This is a genomic window from Pseudomonas sp. SORGH_AS_0211 (genome assembly GCF_031453455.1).
Taxonomy (GTDB): domain Bacteria; phylum Pseudomonadota; class Gammaproteobacteria; order Pseudomonadales; family Pseudomonadaceae; genus Chryseomonas; species Chryseomonas aestiva.
In genome coordinates, this window is the sequence record NZ_JAVIZV010000001.1 from 19,390 (window position 1) to 39,243 (window position 19,854).

Sequence of the window (19,854 nt, forward strand, 5' to 3'; positions counted from 1 at the left end):
CGATGAATCTGCTCGTCAAAGCCGACCGTAGCGCCCGCGACATCGTCAGCGTCCCAGCCGGTGCCCTGGACTACGTCGGCTTCGCCGCCCATCGCCTGCAACCGGGGGAGTCCCTGCCGGTGCTGGCCGGTGACCTCGAAGTCTGCATCGTGCTGCTCAGCGGCGGCGCCAGTATCGAAGGCGGGCATCCGCAGCTGGGCGATTTCGCCTGGCGCGGGCTGGCCGGTCGCCAGAGCGTCTTCGAGGACGTCTCGCCCTATGCCGCCTACCTGCCGCCCGGCAGCGAAGCACGGGTGACCGCCGACGGCATCGCCGAGATCGCCGTCTGCACCTCGCCTGGCAATCCGCGGGTGGAGGACCGGTTGCCGCCGCGGCTGATCGAGCCGGCGAGCATGCCGCGATCCACCCGCGGCAAGGGCGCCAATACCCGTTACGTCTGCGACATCCTGCCGGACACGGCGGCGGCCCATTCGCTGCTGGTGGTGGAGGTGCGCACCCCGTCCGGGCATTCCTCCAGCTATCCGCCCCATCGCCATGACCGCGACAACCTGCCGGCGGAGAGCCTGCTGGAGGAGTCCTACTACCACCGCATCGATCCGGGCCAGGGCTTCGTCTTCCAGCGCGTCTACACCGACGAGCGCGACCTGGACCAGGCCATGGCGGTGGAAGACCACGACGTGGTGCTGGTGCCGCGCGGCTACCACCCGGTCAGCGTGCCCTATGGCTACGAGTCCTATTACCTAAACGTGATGGCCGGCCCCCGGCGCGTCTGGAAATTCCACAACGATCCGCAGCACGAGTGGCTGCTGACTCGCTAACCCCTTTCGCATTCGCCGTGGCGGCGACCCCAGGACATGAGGATTCAGGACATGAGCGACACCCCCGTCATCGGGCACTACATCAACGGCGCGGTCTCGACCCAGGCCGAGCGCTTCAGCGACGTCTTCAATCCGGCCGAGGGCGTGGTCCAGGCGCGGGTCGCCCAGGCCACGGCGCAGACCGTGGAACAGGCGGTGGCGGCGGCCAAGGCGGCCTTTCCCGAGTGGTCCGAGCAGTCGGCGCTGCGCCGGGCGCGCATCCTGTTCCGCTTCAAGGAGCTGCTCGACCAGCACCACAAGGAGCTGGCGGCGCTGATCACCCGCGAGCACGGCAAGGTGCTGTCCGACGCCATGGGCGAGGTGACGCGCGGCATCGAGGTGGTGGAATTCGCCTGCGGCGCGCCGCACCTGGCCAAGACCAGCTACAGCGACAACATCGGTGGCGGCATCGACAACTGGAACCTGCGCCAGCCGCTGGGCGTGTGCGCCGGCATCACCCCCTTCAACTTCCCGGTGATGGTGCCGCTGTGGATGATTCCCATGGCGCTGGCCACCGGCAATACCTTCATCCTCAAGCCCTCCGAGCGCGATCCTTCCGCCAGCCTGCTGCTGGCCGAGCTGCTCAAGCAGGCCGGCTTGCCCGATGGCGTGTTCAACGTGGTCCAGGGCGACAAGGTGGCGGTGGATGCGCTGCTGCAGCACCCGGACGTGGAGGCCATCTCCTTCGTCGGCTCCACGCCCATCGCCGAATACATCCACCAGGAAGGCACCCGCCGCGGCAAGCGCGTCCAGGCCCTGGGTGGCGCCAAGAACCATATGATCGTGATGCCCGATGCCGACCTGGACCAGGCCGCCGACGCCCTGATCGGCGCCGGTTTCGGTTCGGCCGGCGAGCGTTGCATGGCCATCTCCATCGCCGTGGCGGTGGGCGAGGTGGGCGATGCCCTGATCGAGAAGCTGCTGCCGCGCATCGACGCCCTGCGGGTGCGCAACGGGGTGGAGGCCGATGCCGACATGGGCCCGCTGGTGACCGGCCAGCACAAGGCCAAGGTCGAGGGCTACATCACGAAAGGGGTGGAGGAGGGCGCCCGGCTGCTGGTGGATGGGCGGGGCTTCAAGGTGCCCGGCGCCGAGAACGGCTTCTTCGTCGGCGCCACCCTGTTCGATGGCGTGACCCCGGAGATGACCATCTATAAGGAAGAGATCTTCGGCCCGGTGCTGGGCATCGTGCGGGTGCCGGACTTCGCCAGCGCGGTGGAACTGATCAACGCCCACGAATTCGGCAACGGCGTCTCCTGCTTCACCCGCGACGGCGGCATCGCCCGCGCCTTCGCCCGCACCATCAAGGTCGGCATGGTCGGCATCAACGTGCCCATCCCGGTGCCCATGGCCTGGCATTCCTTCGGTGGCTGGAAACGCTCGCTGTTCGGTGATCACCACGCCTATGGCGAGGAAGGCCTGCGCTTCTACACCCGCTACAAGAGCGTGATGCAGCGCTGGCCCGACAGCATCGCCAAGGGCGCCGAATTCAGCATGCCTACCGCCAAGTGACCGGGGAGAAGCCATGAGCACCCAACGTCTGACCATGGCCCAGGCCCTGGTGAAATTTCTCGACAACCAGTACCTCAGCGTCGATGGCGTCGAGACCAGGTTCGTCGCCGGCGTCTTCACCATCTTCGGCCACGGCAACGTGCTCGGCCTGGGCCAGGCCCTGGAGCAGGACGCCGGTGAGCTGGTGGTGCACCAGGGGCGCAACGAGCAGGGCATGGCCCACGCCGCCACCGGCTTCGCCAAGCAGAAGCTGCGCCGGCAGATCTATGCCTGCACTTCCTCGGTGGGCCCGGGCGCGGCCAACATGCTGACCGCCGCGGCCACCGCCACGGCCAACCGCATCCCGCTGCTGCTGTTGCCCGGCGACGTCTATGCCAGTCGCCAGCCCGATCCGGTGCTGCAGCAGATCGAGCAATTCCACGACCTGTCGATCAGCACCAACGATGCCTTCCGCGCGGTGAGCAAGTACTGGGATCGCATCAACCGGCCCGAGCAGCTGATGAGCGCGGCGATCAACGCCATGCGCGTGCTGACCGATCCAGCCGAGACCGGCACCGTGACCCTGGCGCTGCCCCAGGATGTGCAGGGCGAAGCCTACGACTATCCCGACTACTTCTTTGCCAAGCGGGTGCACCGCCTGGATCGCCGGCCGCCGGTGGTCGCCGCCATCGAAGAGGCGGTGCAGCTGCTCAGGCGCAAGCGCAAGCCGCTGCTGATCTGTGGCGGCGGGGTCAAGTACTCCGGCGCCGCCGCGGCCCTGCAGCGCTTCGCCGAGCGCTTCGAGATTCCCTTCGCCGAGACCCAGGCCGGCAAGAGCGCCATCGTTTCCAGCCACGAACTCAATGTCGGCGGCATCGGCGAGACCGGCTGCCTGGCCGCCAACCTGTTGGCCAGGGAGGCCGACCTGATCATCGGCGTGGGTACCCGCTACACCGATTTCACCACCTCCTCGAAGTGGCTCTACCAGCATCCCGAGGTGGAGTTCCTGAACCTCAACGTGGCCGCCTTCGATGCCGGCAAGCTCGATGGCCTGGCGGTGGTGGCCGATGCCCGGGAAGCCCTCGACGCCCTGACCGAGGCGCTAGCGGCTACCGACTACCGCGCCGGGTGGGGCGGCCAGGTGGGAGAGGCGCGCGAGCGCTATCGCCAGGAGGTGGCGCGGGTCTATGCGCTGGGCTACACCGGCGCCGACTTCGTGCCGGAGATCGACGACGACCTGCCGCGCGCGGTGCTGGAGGAATTCGTCCGCCTGACCGGATCGTCCCTGACCCAGAGCCAGGTGCTCGGCCGCCTCAACGAACGGCTGGACGACGACGCCATCATCGTCGCCGCCGCCGGCAGCCTGCCGGGTGACCTGCAGCGCGCCTGGCAGAGCAAGGGCGTCAACACCTACCACCTGGAATACGGCTATTCCTGCATGGGCTACGAGATCAATGCCGCCCTCGGCGTGAAGCTGGCCGAACCGGAGCGCGAGGTCTATGCGCTGGTGGGCGACGGTTCCTACCAGATGCTGCACTCGGAGCTGGCCACCTCCATCCAGGAGCGGCGCAAGATCAATGTGGTGCTGCTCGACAACATGACCTTCGGTTGCATCAACAACCTGCAGGTCGGCCATGGCATGGGCAGCTTCGGCACCGAATTCCGCTATCGCAACCCGGAGACCGGTCGGCTCGACGGCGACTTCGTGCCGGTGGACTTCGCCATGAGCGCCGCCGCCTACGGCTGCAAGACCTATAGCGTGCGCACCCTGGAGGAACTGGAAGCGGCCCTGGCCGATGCCCGTCGGCAGACGGTCTCCACCCTGATCGATATCAAGGTGCTGCCCAAGACGATGCTGCACGGCTACCTGTCCTGGTGGCGGGTCGGTGGCGCCGAGGTCTCCACCAGCGAGAAGATCGCCGCCGTCGCCCGGGTGCTCAAGGAAAAAGCCACCCAGGCCCGCCAATACTGAGCGCCGCTCACTCCACAATAATTCCAACTCGGAGAAAGACGTCATGACCTTGAACATCGGTGTCATCGGGACCGGCGCCATCGGTCGCGAACACATCCGCCGCCTGAGCCACACCCTGCTGGGCAGTCGCGTGGTGGCGGTAACCGACATCAACGCCGAACAGGCCGCCCGGGTGGTCCAGGAGCTGGGCATCACCGCGGAGGTCTATGCCGACGGCCATGCCCTGATCGCCGCGGCGGACGTTCAGGCGGTGCTGGTCGCCTCCTGGGGTCCGACCCACGAGGAATACGTGCTGGCCGCCATCGCCGCCGGCAAGCCGGTGTTCTGCGAAAAGCCCCTGGCGACCACCGCCGAGGGCTGCCGGCGCATCGTCGAAGCCGAGCGGGCCCACGGCAAGCGCCTGGTGCAGGTGGGCTTCATGCGGCCCTACGATGCCGGCTATCGCCAGCTCAAGGCGGTGGTCGACGCCGATCGCATCGGCGCGCCGCTGATGATCCACGCGGCCCACCGCAATCCCACGGTGAGCGAGCACTACAGCACCGACATGGCCATCACCGACACCCTGATCCACGAGATCAATGTGCTGGCCTGGCTGCTGGACGATCACTACGTGTCCGCCCAGGTGGTCTTTCCGCGCAAGGCGCCGGCGGCGAGCGAGCACCTGCGCGATCCCCAGGTGGTGCTGCTGGAAACGGCCAAGGGCGTGCGCATCGACGTCGAGGTCTTCGTCAACTGCCAGTACGGCTACGACATCCAGTGCGAGATCGTCGGCGAGCGCGGCATCGCCCGCCTGCCGGAGCCGACCTCGGTGCAGCTGCGCAGCGAGGCGCGGCTGTCCAACGAGATCCTCATGGACTGGAAGGACAGATTCATCGCCGCCTACGACGTGGAGTTGCAGGCCTTCATCGACGACCTCGCCGCCGGCCAGCTGACCGGGCCGTCGTCCTGGGACGGCTACATCGCCGCGGTCACCGCCGACGCCTGCATCAAGGCGCAGGACAGCGGCGCCATCGAGCCGGTGACCCTGCCCAGCCGGCCGGCTTTCTACGCCTAGGTCGCCCGTCCCGCCTGCCACGCAGGCGGGGATTCTTTGCCTGAACGAGAGGCGGATCTTGAGAATCGGACTGGTCGGCTACGACGGTATCGGGCGCCTGCTGCACGCGCCGCTGATCGCCAGCACCCCGGGCGCCCAGCTGGTGGGGGTGGTGACCGCCTCGTCGACGCAGCGCGCCGAGTTGGCCAGGGACCATCCGGGTGTCGCCTGCCATACCGATCTGGCGAGCCTGATCGCCGCCGGAGTGGACAGCCTGGTGATCGCCACGCCCCTCCGCGAACGTCCGGCGCAGGTGCGGGAGGCAGTGCAACAGGGCCTGCCGGTGGTCTGCGCGGCGCCCCTGGCCAGGACCCTAGCAGAGGCCCAGGACCTGGTGACGCTGGCCGAGCGGCGGGGTGTGCCGCTCTGCGTCCATCAGCCGCGCCGCTGGGATTCGGATCTGCTCACCCTGGCTCGGCTGCTGCGTGAAAGGCGCCTGGGACAGGTACGCCTCTTCGAATCGCGTCTGCAACTGACTGATCTGGCCGCGGCGGGTATAGGCACCGAGGGTGGCCTGCTCCTCGAACTGGGCAGCCAGCTGGTGGACCAGGCGCTGCTGCTGTTCGGGCCGGTCGAACGGGTCTATGCCGAGGCGCAATTCCCCCGTGGCGATCCCGCACGGGAGCGGGAATTCTTTCTGTCCCTGCGCCATCGCTCGGGGGTGGTCTCGCACCTCTCGGGCAGCGCTCTGCAGAGCTGTCCGCAGCGGCTGCGGGTGGTCGGCGAGCGGGGCGTCTATACCGTCGATGGCCTGGATGGCCAGGCCGCGGCCCTGCGCCAGGGGCGAACCCCGCGCAGCGAGAAGGGCGGCTGGGGCGCCGAGGACCATCAGCGCTGGGGCTGGCTGAGCGTGGGCGAGGAGCGCTCGCGGGTGCCGAGTGAACGGGGTCGTTGGGATCTGTTCTACGAAGGCTGGCTGGCGACCCTGACCCAGGGCGCGCCCTGGCCGGTCGCCGCGCGGGAGACGCTGGCTTGCCAGGCGATCCTGGCGGCGGCGCGCGCGAGTGCCCGTACGGGGGAAAGCCTGGTGCTAGAGGACTCTGCAAGGGTGCCGGGAGCGACTCGGGCAGGCGCCCAGGGGAGGGTGCGGACGTCCGTCTCACGTGTCGAATGAAATTTCTATTTCGCTCTTGTTGTGGAATTAAATTTCCAATAGAGTCGAGAGCAGTTGCAGAAACGAGTCACCAGGGCCGTGCGCCCCGACAACAATAATAGGTGCCGTCACATGAACCACTCCACGCATTCCTTCCGTCTCGCCATCGCCACCGTGCACCGCCTCAAGGTGCAGCGTCCCTCCCGACTGCTCGCCTTGCTCGGCCGGCTGTTCTGCCACGAGCGCAGCGGCGCCGTGCTCTGCGCCTCGCCCGGCGCCGCGGTGTTCTACCGCCCGCACTGATTCCCGCGTCTTTCCGGCGTTCGCCCAGGCTCCGCCCGGTTCACGACCGCGCGGCCCCCGAGGTGCGCCTGACCGTTGCGCCCGTCTGATCCCCTTGCTGATCGTCACCCCACGAATGGAGCCTGAACCATGCAGAAAAAAACTCGCTTTGCCACCCTGGCGCTGTCGCTGCTGCTGGGCAGCAGTGCGGCCCTGGCGGACCTCAAGGTCGGGGTGACCATGTCGTCGTTCGACGACAACTACCTCACCTATGTGCGCGAATACATGACCAAGAAAGCCAAGACCGACGGTGTGCAGCTGCAATTCGAGGACGCCCGCAACGACGTGGTCAAGCAGCTCACCCAGGTGCAGAGCTTCATCAGCCAGAAGGTCGATGCGGTCATCGTCAATCCGGTGGACACCGCCGCGACCCGGACCCTGACCGAGGCCGCCACCAAGGCCGGCGTGCCCATCGTCTACATCAACCGCCGACCCGACGAACCCACCCTGCCGGCGGGCGTGGTGGCGGTGACCTCCGACGACAAGGAAGCCGGCCGCCTGCAGGCGCAGTACGTGGCGGACAAGCTCGGCGGCAAGGGCCAGGTGGCCATCCTGCTGGGTGATCTGGCCAACAACTCCACCCACAACCGCACCGCCGGGGTGAAGGAAGTCCTGGCCAAGTATCCGGGCATCAAGATCGTCGAGGAGCAGACCGCGGCCTGGCAGCGCGACAAGTCCATGGACCTGACCAGCAACTGGTTGCTGGCCGGCAAGGAGCTCAACGCCATCTTCGCCAACAACGACGAGATGGCCATCGGCGCGGCCATGGCCCTGCGCCAGGCCGGCAAGAAGGACGTGCTGGTCACCGGCGTCGACGGTACGCCCGACGGCCTGGCCGCGATCAAGCGTGGCCTGGTGACGGTCTCGGTGTTCCAGGACGCCAAGGGCCAGGCGGAAGGCGCCCTCGATGCGGCGCTGAAGATGATCAACAAGACCCCGGGCGAGCAGAACGTGCTGATTCCCTTCCGCCTGATCACCCCGGAGAACGTCGCCGAATTCCAGGCCATGACCAAATGACCCGAGGCGCCTGCGCCTGCCCGTGAGGCAGGCGGACGCCGCGCCAGAACGGCTTCACAGACCAAACGGGCAGTCCGGCAACGGACTGCCCGTTTTGTCTATCCGGGGCCTTTCACCGGTGCTGGGCGGGCTGGAAACCGGTGATCGTTATCACTAAAAAATTCCAAAAAAATATTGACTGGAATTTATTTTCCAATAGAGTCGAGGTCAAGCCAAGACGTACAGCGGTGCCTCGCTCCGGCGAGCGCGCCCTTCAACAAGAATAAAAGGTGCCGTCATGCCATCCCGCTCCCTGTCCCTGCATGGGTCTCCGATCTCCTGTCCGCCGGGCACCTGCCTGCACCTGGCGAGCGCCGTCACGGCCAGCCCTTCGCCCAGCACCCCTCACTGACCAGCGGCCCGCGCCGCCCGGTCGGCGCCCGCGAGGAGATCGTGATCATGCTCAGTTCCGCCACCCCTGCCGCTGCTCCTGCCCCTGCGGCCACTGCCGCCCCCAGCGAATACCTGCTGGAGATCGTCGACGTCACCAAGGAGTTTCCCGGCGTCAAGGCGCTGTCCCACGTGCAACTGCGGGTGCGTCCCGGCACCGTGCTGGCGCTGATGGGCGAGAACGGCGCAGGCAAGTCGACGCTGATGAAGATCATCGCCGGCATCTACCAGCCCGATGCCGGGGAAGTGCGGCTGCGCGGGGTGCCGGTGCGCTTCGATACGCCGCTGCAGGCGTTGCAGTCGGGGATCGCCATGATCCACCAGGAACTCAACCTGATGCCCTTCATGACCATCGCCGAGAACATCTGGCTGGGCCGCGAACCGCTCAATGCCCTGCACCTGGTGGACCACGGCAAGATGCGTCGCCAGACCCAGGCGCTGCTGGACCGACTGCGCATCGCCCTGGACCCGGAAGACAGCGTGGGCAGCCTGTCCATCGCCGGGCGGCAGATGGTGGAGATCGCCAAGGCGGTGTCCTACGACAGCGATGTGCTGATCATGGACGAACCCACCTCGGCCATCACCGAGACCGAGGTGGCGCACCTGTTTTCCATCATCGCCGACCTCAAGGCCCAGGGTAAGGGCATCGTCTACATCACCCACAAGATGGACGAGGTGTTCCAGATCGCCGACGAGGTCGCGGTGTTCCGCGACGGCCAATACATCGGCCTGCAGCGCGCCGACAGCATGAACGGCGACGGCCTGATCGCCATGATGGTGGGGCGCGAACTGACCCAGCTGTTCCCGGAGCGCACCGCGCCGCGCGACGAGGTGCTGCTGTCGGTGCGCGACCTGGGCCTGGACGGGGTGTTCTCCGGCGTCTCCTTCGACCTGCGCGCCGGCGAGGTGCTGGGCATCGCCGGACTGATGGGCTCGGGGCGCACCAATGTCGCCGAGACGCTGTTCGGCGTGACCCCGGCCACGGCGGGCGAAATCCGCATCGACGGCCGGCCGGTACGGATGAGCGATCCTCATCTGGCGATCCAGAAGGGCCTGGCGCTGCTCACCGAGGACCGCAAGGACACCGGCATCTTTTCCTGCCTGTCGGTGGGGGAAAACATGGAGGTGGCGGTGCTGAATGGTTTCGCCAGCGGCGGCTTCGTGCAGCAGCAGCGCCTCGACCAGCTCTGCGAGGAGATGCGCCAGCAACTGCGGGTGAAGACCCCCTCGCTGGACCAGTGCATCGCCAATCTCTCCGGCGGCAACCAGCAGAAGGCGCTGATCGCCCGCTGGCTGATGACCCGGCCGCGCATCCTCATCCTCGACGAGCCCACCCGCGGCATCGACGTCGGCGCCAAGGCCGAGATCTACCGGCTGATCGCCAAGCTGGCCGCCGAGGGCCTGGCGGTAATCATGATTTCTTCCGAACTGCCCGAGGTCCTGGGCATGAGCGACCGGGTGATGGTGATGCACGAAGGCACCGTTACCGGCTTTCTCGATCGCGGCGAAGCCACCCAGGAGCGGGTCATGCACCTGGCCTCGGGCAATCCCGTACTGCACTAGCGCATCTTTCGCGCGGTGGGCCCGTACCCATCGCTCCCGGCATACAAGAGGTAGAACAAGATGAGTGCCCTCCTGGACAAGAAAACCGCCGAGCTACCCAGCGCGCGCCCGCGGCGCCGCATCCCCACCGAACTGGGCATCCTGCTGGTACTGCTGGGCATCGGCCTGGCCTTCGAGGCCTTCGGCTGGGTGCTGCGCGACCAGAGCTTCCTGATGAATTCCCAGCGCCTGGTGCTGATGATCCTGCAGGTCTCGATCATCGGCCTGCTGGCCATCGCCGTGACCCAGGTGATCATCACCACCGGCATCGACCTCTCCTCCGGCTCGGTGCTGGCGCTGTCGGCCATGGTGGCGGCGAGTCTGGCCCAGGGCTCGGACTTCGGCCGCGCGGTGTTTCCCTCGCTGACCGACCTGCCGGTCTGGGTGCCGGTCATGGCCGGCCTCGGGGTGGGGCTGCTGGCCGGCGCCATCAACGGCAGCATCATCGCCGTCACCGGCATCCCGCCCTTCATCGCCACCCTCGGCATGATGGTCTCGGCCCGCGGCCTGGCGCGCTACTACACCGAAGGTCAGCCGATCAGCATGCTGTCCGACAACTACACCGCCATCGGCGCCGGGGCCATGCCGGTGATCATCTTCCTGGTGGTGGCGGTGATCTTCCACATCGCCCTGCGCTACACCAAGTATGGCAAGTACACCTATGCCATCGGCGGCAACATGCAGGCCGCGCGCATCTCCGGCATCAACGTCAAGAAGCACCTGATCATCGTCTACAGCATCGCCGGCCTGCTGGCGGGCCTGGCCGGGGTCGTGGCCTCGGCCCGCGCCGCCACTGGTCAGGCGGGCATGGGCATGTCCTACGAACTGGACGCCATCGCCGCGGCGGTGATCGGCGGCACCAGCCTGGCGGGCGGGGTAGGGCGCATCACCGGCACCGTGATCGGTGCCCTGATCCTCGGCACCATGGCCAGTGGCTTCACCTTCCTCGGGGTGGACGCCTACGTCCAGGACATCATCAAGGGCCTGATCATCGTGGTCGCCGTGGTCATCGACCAGTACCGCAACAAGCGCAAGGCCAAGCGCTAGGGCTGGCGCCTTCCCCTCTCCCCGGGAGAGGGCCAAAGGTGAAGGCCGAGCCAGCACCCGATTGCTCTTCCCCCTCTCCCTCCGGGAGAGGGCCGGGGTGAGGGCGAGCCAGCACCCACCCACTCTTTTACCCGGCCGGCTACTGGCTTGGCCTGCCGGGTCTTTCTACCACCCTGACGGAGAACGACATGCGCGACATCGGCATCGGTCTGATCGGCACCGGCTTCATGGGGCATGCCCACGCCCAGGCCTTCCATCACGCGGCGAGCAGCTTCGCGCTCCCGGTCCGCCCGCGGCTGGTGGCCCTGGCCGATGCCGATCCGGAGCGCGCCGCCCGCTGCGCCGACGTCTGGGGCTTCACCCGCAGCTGCGACTGGGAGCGCCTGATCGCCGATCCCCAGGTCGAGCTGGTGGCCATCACCACCCCCAATCTGCTGCACGCGCCCATGGCCCTGGCCGCCCTGGCGGCCGGCAAGGCGGTCTACTGCGAAAAGCCCCTGGCGGTGAGCCTGGAGGAGGCGACGCAGATGCGCGACGCCGCGCGCCAGGCCGGGGTGGTCAACCGGGTCGGCTACAACTACCTGCAGAATCCCATGCTCAAGCAGGCGCGCGACCTGATCCAGGGCGGCGAACTGGGCGAGATCGTCAGCTTCAGCGGCGAATTCAGCGAAGACTTCATGGGCGATCCCCTTGGGCCCTTCACCTGGCGCTGCGAGACCCGCCAGGCCGGCGGCGCCCTGGCCGATCTGGGCAGCCATATCCTGTCGCTGGCGCGCTTCCTGCTCGGCCCGGTGGCGGCGCTCTGCGCCGATCTGCATACCGCCCATGGCCAGCGGCCCCATCAGGGTGGCACCCGGGCGGTGGAGATCGACGATCAGGCCCATCTGCTGCTGCGCTTCGCCAGTGGCGCTCGCGGCACCCTGACCACCAGCTGGCTCAAGCACGGGCGCAAGAATCGCCTGGCCTTCGAGGTCTGCGGCACCCGCGGCACCCTCAGCTTCGACCAGGAGCGCCTCAACGAACTGCGCCTCTACCAGGTCGGCGACCGGCCGGGCCTGGCCGGTTTCCGTACCCTGCTGGCCGGTCCGCACCTGCCGGACTACGCCGCCTTCTGCCCGGCGCCCGGCCACCAGCTCGGCTACAACGAACTCAAGACCCTGGAGGTCCGCTCGCTGCTGGAGGCCCTGGGCGGCAACCCCGGGCATACCGGCGTCGACTTCCAGGAGGCCTGGGAAGTGGAGCGCCTGGCCCAGGCCGCGCGGCAATCGGCCCAGGAGGAGCGCTGGGTCAGACTCTAGTCTGGGGTAGGATGCTGGGATCATCCCGCGCGAGGACTGTCCCTCTTCCATGACCACACTCTCCGGCGACGGCCTCACCCCGGTCCGGCGCATGAAGCTCATCGCGCTGCTGCTGCTGTTCCTGGCGGCGGCGCTCTACTGCCTGGCCACCGCCCTCGAAGCCAGCCATCCGGCCTGGGGCTACGCCGCCGCCTTCGCCGAGGCGGCCATGGTCGGGGCCATCGCCGACTGGTTCGCGGTGACCGCGCTGTTCCGCCATCCGCTGGGCCTGCCGATTCCCCACACCGCGATCATCCCGCGCAACAAGGCCGGAGTCGGGCGCAAGCTGTCGGACTTCATCTGCCTGCACTTCCTTGCCACGCCCCAGGTGCTGGCCAAGCTGGAGGAACTGGACGCCGCCGGGCGCCTGGCCGGGTGGTTGCGCCAGCCGGACAACGCCGCCGCGGTGGCCAGCCAGGCCACCGGCGTCGCCCGCTATTCCCTGGAAGCTCTGCGCGAGGTGCGGGTGCAGGCCTTCATCCGCCGGGTAGCGGTGGAGCGGCTGCAGCGCCTGGACGTGGCGGCGCTGTCTGGCGAACTGCTCGACATGCTGACCGCCGACGGTCGCCATCAGGCGGTGCTCGACGAGGTGCTGCAGGAGATCGATCGCCTGCTGCAGGACGAAGACACCCAGGCGCTGATCGCCCGCACCATCGGCGGCGAGCTGCGTACCCTGAAGTATCTGGGCCTGGACGAGCGGGTCGGTCGCTGGTCGGCGATCAAGGTGGTGCAGGCGGTGTCGCGCCTCATTGGCGAGATCAGCCATGACCGCGAGCACGAGTTGCGCCGGCACTTCGATGGCTATCTGGTCGGCTTCATCGAGCGCCTCAAAGAGGACCCGGCCTTTCGTCTGCGTGGCGAGCAGCTGCGCGACCGGCTGCTGGAGCACCCGGCGCTGGCGGGTTATCTGCAGGAGCTGTGGGACGAACTGGTAAACTGGCTGCAGGCCGATCTCGCCGCCCCGGATTCGCGCATCCGCCGGCGCCTGGGACGCCTGCTGGCCGAGCTGGGCGACACCCTGAGTCGCGACGAGGCCATGCACCGCTGGATCAACGAGCAGCTGATGGCCGTGGCGCCGCCCTTCATCGACCGCAACCGCCAGCGCATCGGCGACTACATCGCCGCCCGCGTGGCCGCCTGGGACACCGACGAGCTGGTCCAGCAACTGGAGCAGAGCGTCGGCAAGGACCTGCAGTTCATCCGCATCAACGGCACCCTGGTGGGCGGCCTGGTGGGGCTGGTGCTGCATGCGCTGACGGTCTGGTTGGGGCCGGGGTAGGGCGGGAGGCCAGCTGGAGTACGCGTGGAAAAGGCTGCGCCGTTTTCCACCCTACACCTGACCTCCCGTAGCGTGGAAAACCGCAAAGCGTTTCCACTGGCTGCCTACTGCGCTGAGGGTGTAGGCCCATGCCGGACCACCCCCTCTCCCCCTGGGAGAGGGCCGGGGTGAGGGCAGACCCGGACGCCAGACGCCAAGCTCCCCTCCACCCATCACCCCATCCGCACCCAGGCGGCGCCGCGCGGACTAATCCCTATAGTCCCTGACCCGAGCGTCCCATGTATCGAATCGGCTTTGCCTGCATGTACCGTCACCCCGAGCGCAGTCTGTCGCTCAAGGCGCTGGAGCAGGTCGAGCGGGCCTTCAACACCCGCACCACCACCCTGCGCTGGCTGGGCAGCGTCGAGCGCGCCGCCGCCGAGGCCAAGTTGCTGGACGTGGTCACCCACAACCTGGATGCCCAGCTGAGATTCGTCGAGCACGTCGCCGACCTGCCGGACAATCTGCGCATGCTGCGCCTGAGCAGCGATCTGCTGCCCTTCTACAGCCACGCCGAATTCGCCTACTTCTATCGTTCCCAGGAGCTCCAGGCGCTGCTGGAGGATCGCTTCGGCCGGCTGGGCGAACTGGCCCGCCGCCGCGATGTGCGGCTGTCGCTGCATCCCGGGCAATTCTGCGTGCTCGGCTCGGATCGCCCCGAGGTGGTGGAGAACAGCCTGAAGGAATTCGAATACCACGCCGACATGATCCGCCTGATGGGCTACGGCCAGAAATTTCAGGACTTCAAGTGCAATGTGCACATCGCCGGCCGCCTGGGCGTGCCCGGCATTCGCGCGATCTGGCCGCGTCTTTCGAGCGAGGCGCGCAACTGCATCACCTTCGAGAACGATGAAAAGACCTACGGCGTCGACGACTGCCTGCAACTGACCGATCTCGCCCCGGTGGTGCTGGACATCCACCACTGCTGGATCCACGAAGAGGCCTACATCGATCCCTGGGAGCCACGGGTGGCGAGGATCATCGACAGCTGGCGCGGTGTGCGACCGGCCATGCACTACTCCCAGCCGCCGGAAGCCCTGATGGAAATGGGCGTCTCGCCCAGCGAGCGGATCGACATCACCTTCCTGCTGCAGCAGATCAGCAAGCGGCTGCTCTATGCCCACAGCGACATGATGTGGAACGACTGGTGCAACCGCTACGCCTGCCAGTTCCTCGACCGCTTCGACATCATGTTCGAGGCCAAGCACAAGAACGTCACGGTACGGGATTTCTACGACCGCTACCTGGGTGGCGACGGCACTCTGCCGCCAGCGGATCACGACATTCTTGCAGGCCAGGATGTCGCCAACCCGTAGCGTGGAAAACCGCGCAGCGTTTTCCACAGGTGTGCGCTAATGCCATTAGTGGACAAGGCTACGCCGTTGTCCACGCTACGGGAGCTAGCCACAACAGGGATGTCCAACCCTGGGCAATGTTGGGCTTCGCTGCGCTAAACCCAACCTACGCAAGCGGCTTCCTCGCAACATGCCGCAATGAGCCCGGTGGGCGGTCGGCTGGAAGAACCGCTTAACTCAAGGGTAATCCTTCCGAATCCGCTCGTCGCGAGGCCCGCCATGCCGACCCGTCGCCATTTCCTGCAGACCACCACCGCCCTGGCCGCGGCCGTGACCGCCGCGCCCTGGCTGTGGCAGAGCGCCCAGGCCGCCGAGCCGTTGCTGACCCGCAAGATCCCGCGCAGCGGCGAAGCCCTGCCCGTCATCGGGCTGGGCACCTCGGGCAATCTCGATGTCGAGCTGAACGCCGCCGCCCTGGCGCCGCTGCAGGAAGTGCTCAAGGCGTTGCTCGACGGCGGCGGCACCCTCATCGACACCGCGCCCAGCTATGGCAATTCCGAACGGGTGGCCGGCGAGCTGGTGAAGCGGGCCCAGGCTCGCGAGCGGGTCTTTCTCGCCACCAAGGTGTCGTCCACCGGGCGCGAACGCGGCGCGGCGCAACTGGCCGCCAGCTTCAAGGCCCTGCAGACCGAACGCCTGGACCTGGTCCAGGTGCACAACCTGCAGGACACCGCCAACCAACTGGCCCTGCTGCGCGAACAGCAGCAGGCCGGCAAGGTGCGCTATGTCGGCGTCACCCACTATCGCGAAGCGGCGCTGGACGATCTGCTGGCCACACTGAAGCAGGAAAGGGTCGACTTCGTGCAGTTCAACTATTCGGTGGGCGAGCGCGAAGCCGAAAAGCGCCTGCTGCCCTATTGCCGCGACCAGGGCATCGCCGTGCTGATCAACCGGCCGTTCCAGCGCGGCAATCTGCTCTCCGGTACCCGTGGCAAGCCGCTGCCGCCCCTGGCCGCCGAACTGGGCGCGACCAGCTGGGCGCAACTGCTGCTCAAGTTCATCCTCGCCGACTCGGCCGTGACCGCGGTGATCCCGGCCACCAGCAATCCACGCTACATGATCGATAACCTGCAGGCCGGTCGCGGTCGTCTGCCGGATGCGCGCCAGCGCGAGGCCATCGCCGGGCTGTTCGCCTAGATGAAGGATTGGCTCGGTCGCGTCCTCGACGCCCGCGCCGGCGAGTCGTCCGCGGCCCTGGCCGGCTTTGCGCTGTTTCTCTGCCTGTTCGCCGGCTACTTCATGCTGCGACCGATCCGCGAGGCCATGGGCATCGCCGGTGGGGTGGAGAATCTGCAGTGGCTGTTCACCGCCACCTTTGTGGTGATGCTGATCGCCGTGCCGCTGTTCGCCTGGCTCAACTCGCGGGTGGCGCGGATCCGCTTCGTCGACTGGGTGTACGGCTGCTTCGCCCTCAACCTGCTGGCTTTCGCCGCCTGCTTCGCCAGCCTGGGCGACAGCGTCTGGCTGGCGCGTACCTTCTATGTCTGGATCTCGGTCTACAACCTCTTCGTGGTCTCGGTGGCCTGGAGTCTGATGGCCGATGTCTTCGACGGCGCCCAGGCGCGGCGGCTGTTCGCCTTCATCGCCGCCGGGGCCAGTGTCGGCGGCCTGCTCGGGCCGGTACTGGCCGCCGCCCTGGCGCCCCGGGTCGGCGAGGCGGGCCTGGCACTGCTGGCCGCCGCGCTGCTGCTTCTGGCGCTCACGCTCAAGGCCTATCTGATGGGCTGGCGCGAGACCCGGGGCGCCGGGCGGCCAGGGGCACCGCCGACCGAAAGCCCGCGGCGCCCGGTGGCCGGCAATCCCTTCAGTGGCCTGACCCGGGTGCTAGCGTCACCCTATCTGCTGGCGGTGAGCGCCTTCGTCATCCTGCTGGCCACGGTCAGCACCTTTCTCTACTTCGAACAGGCGCGGCTGGTGGCCGAGCTGTTTCGCGATCGCGCCCGCCAGGTGCAGGTGTTCGGCCTGCTGGACTTCGTGGTCCAGGCCGGCGCCCTGGCCAGCCAGGTGCTGATCACCGGTCGCCTGGCTCAGCGTCTCGGGGTGCGGGTGCTCTTGGCCGGGGTGCCGCTGCTGATGTGTATCGGCTTCCTGGGGCTGGCGCTGCTGCCCACCTTCGCCATGCTGGCGGGGCTGATGATCGTCAGGCGGATCGGCGAATACGCCTTCATCCGCCCGGGCCGCGAGATGCTCTTCGCGCCGCTGGACGCCGAGACCCAGTACAAGGCCAAGAACTTCATCGACACCGTGGTCTATCGCGCCGGTGACGCCGCCAGCGGCTGGGCCAAGAGTCTGCTGGACCTGCTCGGCCACGGCGCCTGGCTGCCGGCGCTGGTGGGCGCCGGTTGCGCAGCGCTCTGGGCCTGGCTCGGCTTCTACCTGGGCCGCCGGGCGGACCAGGCGGCCCAGGCCGGCGAGGCGGAGCAGCGCTGAATACCGGCTGAATCGTTGTAGCCGGAAACAACCCGGGGCTCCGAGAGGGGCCCTGCAGGGTGCTAAGGTAAGGCCTTCTTCCTGCCTCAAGGCCCTCCATGTTCCGCTCCCGCGCCATGATGTACCTGGTCCTGTTCGCCCTGCACCTGTTCATCGGCCTCGGCGTCATCGGTGACCTCGGGCTGTCGCCTGTCGCCCAGCTGCCGCTCTGGGCCCTGCTGATCCTGTCCTGCGTGCTGGTGCCCCTGGGCTTTCGCTCGCGGGACATGAACTCGCGCCTGCTGGCCTGGGCGGCGCTGATCGCCATGGGCGTGTTTTCCAGCCTGGCGGTGTTCAGTCTGCTGCGCGGGCTGGTGGTGGCGCTCGCCAGCCTGGTCGGCCACCCACTGGACGCCGCCTGGCGCGCCGGCAGCGCCTGGGTGGTGCTGGGGCTGGTGCTGCTGGTGGCGCTGCGCAGCGTCTACAACGCTCGCCGCACCGCCAAGGTCAAGGAAGTGGAACTGGCCTTGCCGGCACTGCCCGCTGGCCTGGACGGGCTGCGCATCGTCCAGCTCAGCGACCTGCATATCGGACCGACCATCAAGGCCGGCTATCTGCAGCGCATCGTCGAGCGGGTCAACGGTCTGGACGCCGACCTGGTGGCCATCACCGGCGACCTGGTGGATGGCAGCGTGGCCGAACTGCGCCAGGAATTCCTGCCGCTGCAGCAACTCAAGGCGCGCCTGGGTACCTACGCCATCACCGGCAATCACGAATACTATTCCGGCGCCGAAGCCTGGGTACGCACCTGGCGCGAGCAGGGCCTGACCATGCTGCTCGACGAGCATCGGGTGCTGCAGCATCAGGGCACGCCCTTCGTGCTGGCCGGCATCACCGACTACTCGGCGCCGCTCTATGTGCCCAGCCACTGCAGCGACGCCGCGGCCGCCTTCGCCAACGCCCCGCAAGGGCTGTTCCGCCTGCTGCTGGCCCACCAGCCGCGCTCGGCGCCCAAGGCTGCAGCCGCCGGCGCCGACCTGCAGCTCTCCGGCCACACCCACGGTGGCCAGTTCTGGCCCTGGATGCACTTCGTGCGCCTGCAGCAACCCTGGGTCGCCGGCCTCCACCGCCTGGATCGGTTGACCGTCTACATCAGCCGCGGCACCGGCTACTGGGGCCCGCCGCTGAGATTCGGCGCGCCGAGCGAGATCACCCTGATCAAATTGCGAAAAGGGTAGCGGCGGGCAAAGCGGCGGTACCCGCATCCGGCACGCCAGGAATCCCGACCCAGAGCCCCTGGGCTCTTCGAGCCCTGATCGCGCAAGGTAAAAGCCGGATGGATGGCCCTTTGCCACTGCTTGTCCTCAGGGGACAGATCCTTATCCTCGTCCCTACCTTCCCCCGGACGCCCCAGCGTTCAAGGACAAACTGCTACACGGATAAGGATGTATCGCCATGACGAGGACAGTGGCTTTCCTGCTGGTCCCCGAGGTGCTGATGCTGGATTTCGCCGGGCCGGTGGAGGTGTTTTCCATCGCCAATCGCTATCTGCCCGCGACCGACCACTATCGCATCGTGACCATCGCTGCCGGGCGGCGGCGGACCCTGCGTTGTTCCAATGGCATGACGATACGTACAGAACTCACCATCCAGCAGCCGCCCGCGGCCTATGACCTGCTGCTGGTGCCCGGCGGACCGGGCGCCTATCTGGAGCCCCATCCGGACGTCGCGGCCTGGCTGCGGCAGGTGCCCGCGCAGTGCGCGCGCTACGGGGCGGTCTGCACCGGGACCTTTCTGCTCGGCAGTGCCGGCCTGCTCGATGGCCGGCGGGTGACCACCCACTGGAATTATCGCGAGCGCCTGGCGCGGCGCTTTCCCCGTGCCCAGGTGACCGCCGACGACATCTACCTGAGCGATGGCCCGCTGCTGAGCTCGGCCGGGGTCACCGCCGGCATCGACCTGGCGCTGGCGCTGGTGGCCGAGGATCATGGCAAGGCCATCGCCCGGGAGGTGGCCAAGGTGCTGGTGGTGGTGACCCAGCGGCAGGGCAAGCAGGCCCAGTTCAGTCCGCTGTTCGACGAGCCCGAGGCGGCCACCGCCATCACCCGGGTGCAGCAGCACATCGTGGCGAACATCGACCAGGCCTATTCGATCAGCCGGCTCGCCGAGCTGGCGACCATGGGCACCCGCAACTTCGCCCGGGTGTTCAAGCGCGACACCGGCATGACGCCGCTGGAGTTCGTCCTGCGGGCGCGCATCGATCACGCCCGTGGATTGCTGGAGACCTCCGAGCTGCCGCTGAAGACGGTGGCCTTTCGCAGCGGCTTCGCCAGCGACCGCTGCATGCGCGCTGCCTTCCAGAGCCATCTGGGCCTGACCCCGGCGCAGTACCGCTATCAATTCAGCTGAAATCGGCGGCTGATGGCGGTATCACGTCCATCGATGGCAGCTTCTGGCCGTAGATCGTCATACAACTGGCCTGGGCAGCGGCC

16 protein-coding genes are annotated in these 19,854 nt (G+C 67.7%); all 16 read left to right on the top strand.

Annotated features, from left to right (window positions below):
- Positions 1-2 precede the first annotated feature (2 nt).
- The 16 genes from iolB (at position 3) to QE393_RS00165 (ending at position 19,771) form a co-directional block, all read left to right on the top strand.
- A complete protein-coding gene (gene iolB / locus QE393_RS00090) occupies positions 3-818 on the top strand; it encodes a 5-deoxy-glucuronate isomerase (protein WP_273810315.1) in 816 nt (271 codons plus the stop codon).
- 51 nt (positions 819-869) lie between these two features.
- On the top strand, positions 870-2,369 hold the full coding sequence (locus tag QE393_RS00095; RefSeq protein WP_273810313.1) for a CoA-acylating methylmalonate-semialdehyde dehydrogenase: 1,500 nt from the start codon (positions 870-872) through the stop codon (positions 2,367-2,369).
- 13 nt (positions 2,370-2,382) lie between these two features.
- The gene (gene iolD, locus QE393_RS00100) at positions 2,383-4,320 is read left to right on the top strand and encodes a 3D-(3,5/4)-trihydroxycyclohexane-1,2-dione acylhydrolase (decyclizing) (RefSeq protein WP_273810311.1); all 1,938 of its coding nucleotides are present in this window, start codon (positions 2,383-2,385) and stop codon (positions 4,318-4,320) included.
- A gap of 43 nt (positions 4,321-4,363) precedes the next feature.
- Positions 4,364-5,374 (top strand): Gfo/Idh/MocA family protein, encoded by a 1,011-nt coding sequence (locus QE393_RS00105; protein ID WP_273810309.1) that lies wholly within the window; start codon positions 4,364-4,366, stop codon positions 5,372-5,374.
- A 58-nt stretch (positions 5,375-5,432) separates the two neighbouring features.
- The gene (locus QE393_RS00110; protein ID WP_273810307.1) at positions 5,433-6,527 is read left to right on the top strand and encodes a Gfo/Idh/MocA family protein; all 1,095 of its coding nucleotides are present in this window, start codon (positions 5,433-5,435) and stop codon (positions 6,525-6,527) included.
- A 111-nt stretch (positions 6,528-6,638) separates the two neighbouring features.
- Entirely contained in the window at positions 6,639-6,809 is a 171-nt protein-coding gene (locus QE393_RS00115) for a hypothetical protein (protein ID WP_273810306.1), read from the top strand.
- A gap of 129 nt (positions 6,810-6,938) precedes the next feature.
- Positions 6,939-7,865, top strand: a complete 927-nt coding sequence (locus QE393_RS00120; protein WP_133861583.1) for a sugar ABC transporter substrate-binding protein — start codon at positions 6,939-6,941, stop codon at positions 7,863-7,865.
- A 438-nt stretch (positions 7,866-8,303) separates the two neighbouring features.
- Positions 8,304-9,857, top strand: a complete 1,554-nt coding sequence (locus tag QE393_RS00125) for a sugar ABC transporter ATP-binding protein (RefSeq protein ID WP_310041516.1) — start codon at positions 8,304-8,306, stop codon at positions 9,855-9,857.
- Between the two features lie 60 nt (positions 9,858-9,917).
- Complete coding sequence (locus tag QE393_RS00130; protein WP_133861581.1) at positions 9,918-10,943, top strand: ABC transporter permease; 1,026 nt, start codon at positions 9,918-9,920, stop codon at positions 10,941-10,943.
- A 188-nt stretch (positions 10,944-11,131) separates the two neighbouring features.
- Positions 11,132-12,241 carry a Gfo/Idh/MocA family oxidoreductase gene (locus QE393_RS00135; RefSeq protein ID WP_310041518.1) on the top strand — a complete coding sequence of 370 codons (1,110 nt, stop codon included), beginning with the start codon at positions 11,132-11,134 and terminating at the stop codon, positions 12,239-12,241.
- 49 nt (positions 12,242-12,290) lie between these two features.
- Positions 12,291-13,559 carry a DUF445 domain-containing protein gene (locus QE393_RS00140; RefSeq protein WP_310041520.1) on the top strand — a complete coding sequence of 423 codons (1,269 nt, stop codon included), beginning with the start codon at positions 12,291-12,293 and terminating at the stop codon, positions 13,557-13,559.
- A gap of 278 nt (positions 13,560-13,837) precedes the next feature.
- A complete protein-coding gene (gene uvsE / locus QE393_RS00145) occupies positions 13,838-14,914 on the top strand; it encodes a UV DNA damage repair endonuclease UvsE (RefSeq protein WP_310041522.1) in 1,077 nt (358 codons plus the stop codon).
- Between the two features lie 258 nt (positions 14,915-15,172).
- On the top strand, positions 15,173-16,090 hold the full coding sequence (locus QE393_RS00150) for an aldo/keto reductase (RefSeq protein WP_310041524.1): 918 nt from the start codon (positions 15,173-15,175) through the stop codon (positions 16,088-16,090).
- The gene (locus QE393_RS00155; RefSeq protein ID WP_310041526.1) at positions 16,091-17,383 is read left to right on the top strand and encodes an MFS transporter; all 1,293 of its coding nucleotides are present in this window, start codon (positions 16,091-16,093) and stop codon (positions 17,381-17,383) included.
- Positions 17,384-17,481: 98 nt separating this feature from the next.
- Positions 17,482-18,600, top strand: a complete 1,119-nt coding sequence (locus tag QE393_RS00160) for a metallophosphoesterase (RefSeq protein WP_310041529.1) — start codon at positions 17,482-17,484, stop codon at positions 18,598-18,600.
- Positions 18,601-18,817: 217 nt separating this feature from the next.
- Positions 18,818-19,771 (top strand): GlxA family transcriptional regulator, encoded by a 954-nt coding sequence (locus tag QE393_RS00165; RefSeq protein ID WP_273810295.1) that lies wholly within the window; start codon positions 18,818-18,820, stop codon positions 19,769-19,771.
- The last annotated feature ends 83 nt before the right edge of the window (positions 19,772-19,854 follow it).

Bases quoted from the DNA above. Each gene is read 5' to 3' on its own strand.
- iolD (WP_273810311.1), top strand. From the start codon at position 2,383: ATGAGCACCCAACGTCTGACCATGGCCCAGGCCCTGGTGAAATTTCTC.
- QE393_RS00165 (WP_273810295.1), top strand. From the start codon at position 18,818: ATGACGAGGACAGTGGCTTTCCTGCTGGTCCCCGAGGTGCTGATGCTG.
- QE393_RS00135 (WP_310041518.1), top strand. From the start codon at position 11,132: ATGCGCGACATCGGCATCGGTCTGATCGGCACCGGCTTCATGGGGCAT.
- iolB (WP_273810315.1), top strand. From the start codon at position 3: ATGAATCTGCTCGTCAAAGCCGACCGTAGCGCCCGCGACATCGTCAGC.
- QE393_RS00120 (WP_133861583.1), top strand. From the start codon at position 6,939: ATGCAGAAAAAAACTCGCTTTGCCACCCTGGCGCTGTCGCTGCTGCTG.
- QE393_RS00160 (WP_310041529.1), top strand. From the start codon at position 17,482: ATGTTCCGCTCCCGCGCCATGATGTACCTGGTCCTGTTCGCCCTGCAC.
- uvsE (WP_310041522.1), top strand. From the start codon at position 13,838: ATGTATCGAATCGGCTTTGCCTGCATGTACCGTCACCCCGAGCGCAGT.
- QE393_RS00125 (WP_310041516.1), top strand. From the start codon at position 8,304: ATGCTCAGTTCCGCCACCCCTGCCGCTGCTCCTGCCCCTGCGGCCACT.
- QE393_RS00140 (WP_310041520.1), top strand. From the start codon at position 12,291: ATGACCACACTCTCCGGCGACGGCCTCACCCCGGTCCGGCGCATGAAG.
- QE393_RS00150 (WP_310041524.1), top strand. From the start codon at position 15,173: ATGCCGACCCGTCGCCATTTCCTGCAGACCACCACCGCCCTGGCCGCG.
- QE393_RS00130 (WP_133861581.1), top strand. From the start codon at position 9,918: ATGAGTGCCCTCCTGGACAAGAAAACCGCCGAGCTACCCAGCGCGCGC.
- QE393_RS00155 (WP_310041526.1), top strand. From the start codon at position 16,091: ATGAAGGATTGGCTCGGTCGCGTCCTCGACGCCCGCGCCGGCGAGTCG.
- QE393_RS00105 (WP_273810309.1), top strand. From the start codon at position 4,364: ATGACCTTGAACATCGGTGTCATCGGGACCGGCGCCATCGGTCGCGAA.
- QE393_RS00115 (WP_273810306.1), top strand. From the start codon at position 6,639: ATGAACCACTCCACGCATTCCTTCCGTCTCGCCATCGCCACCGTGCAC.
- QE393_RS00095 (WP_273810313.1), top strand. From the start codon at position 870: ATGAGCGACACCCCCGTCATCGGGCACTACATCAACGGCGCGGTCTCG.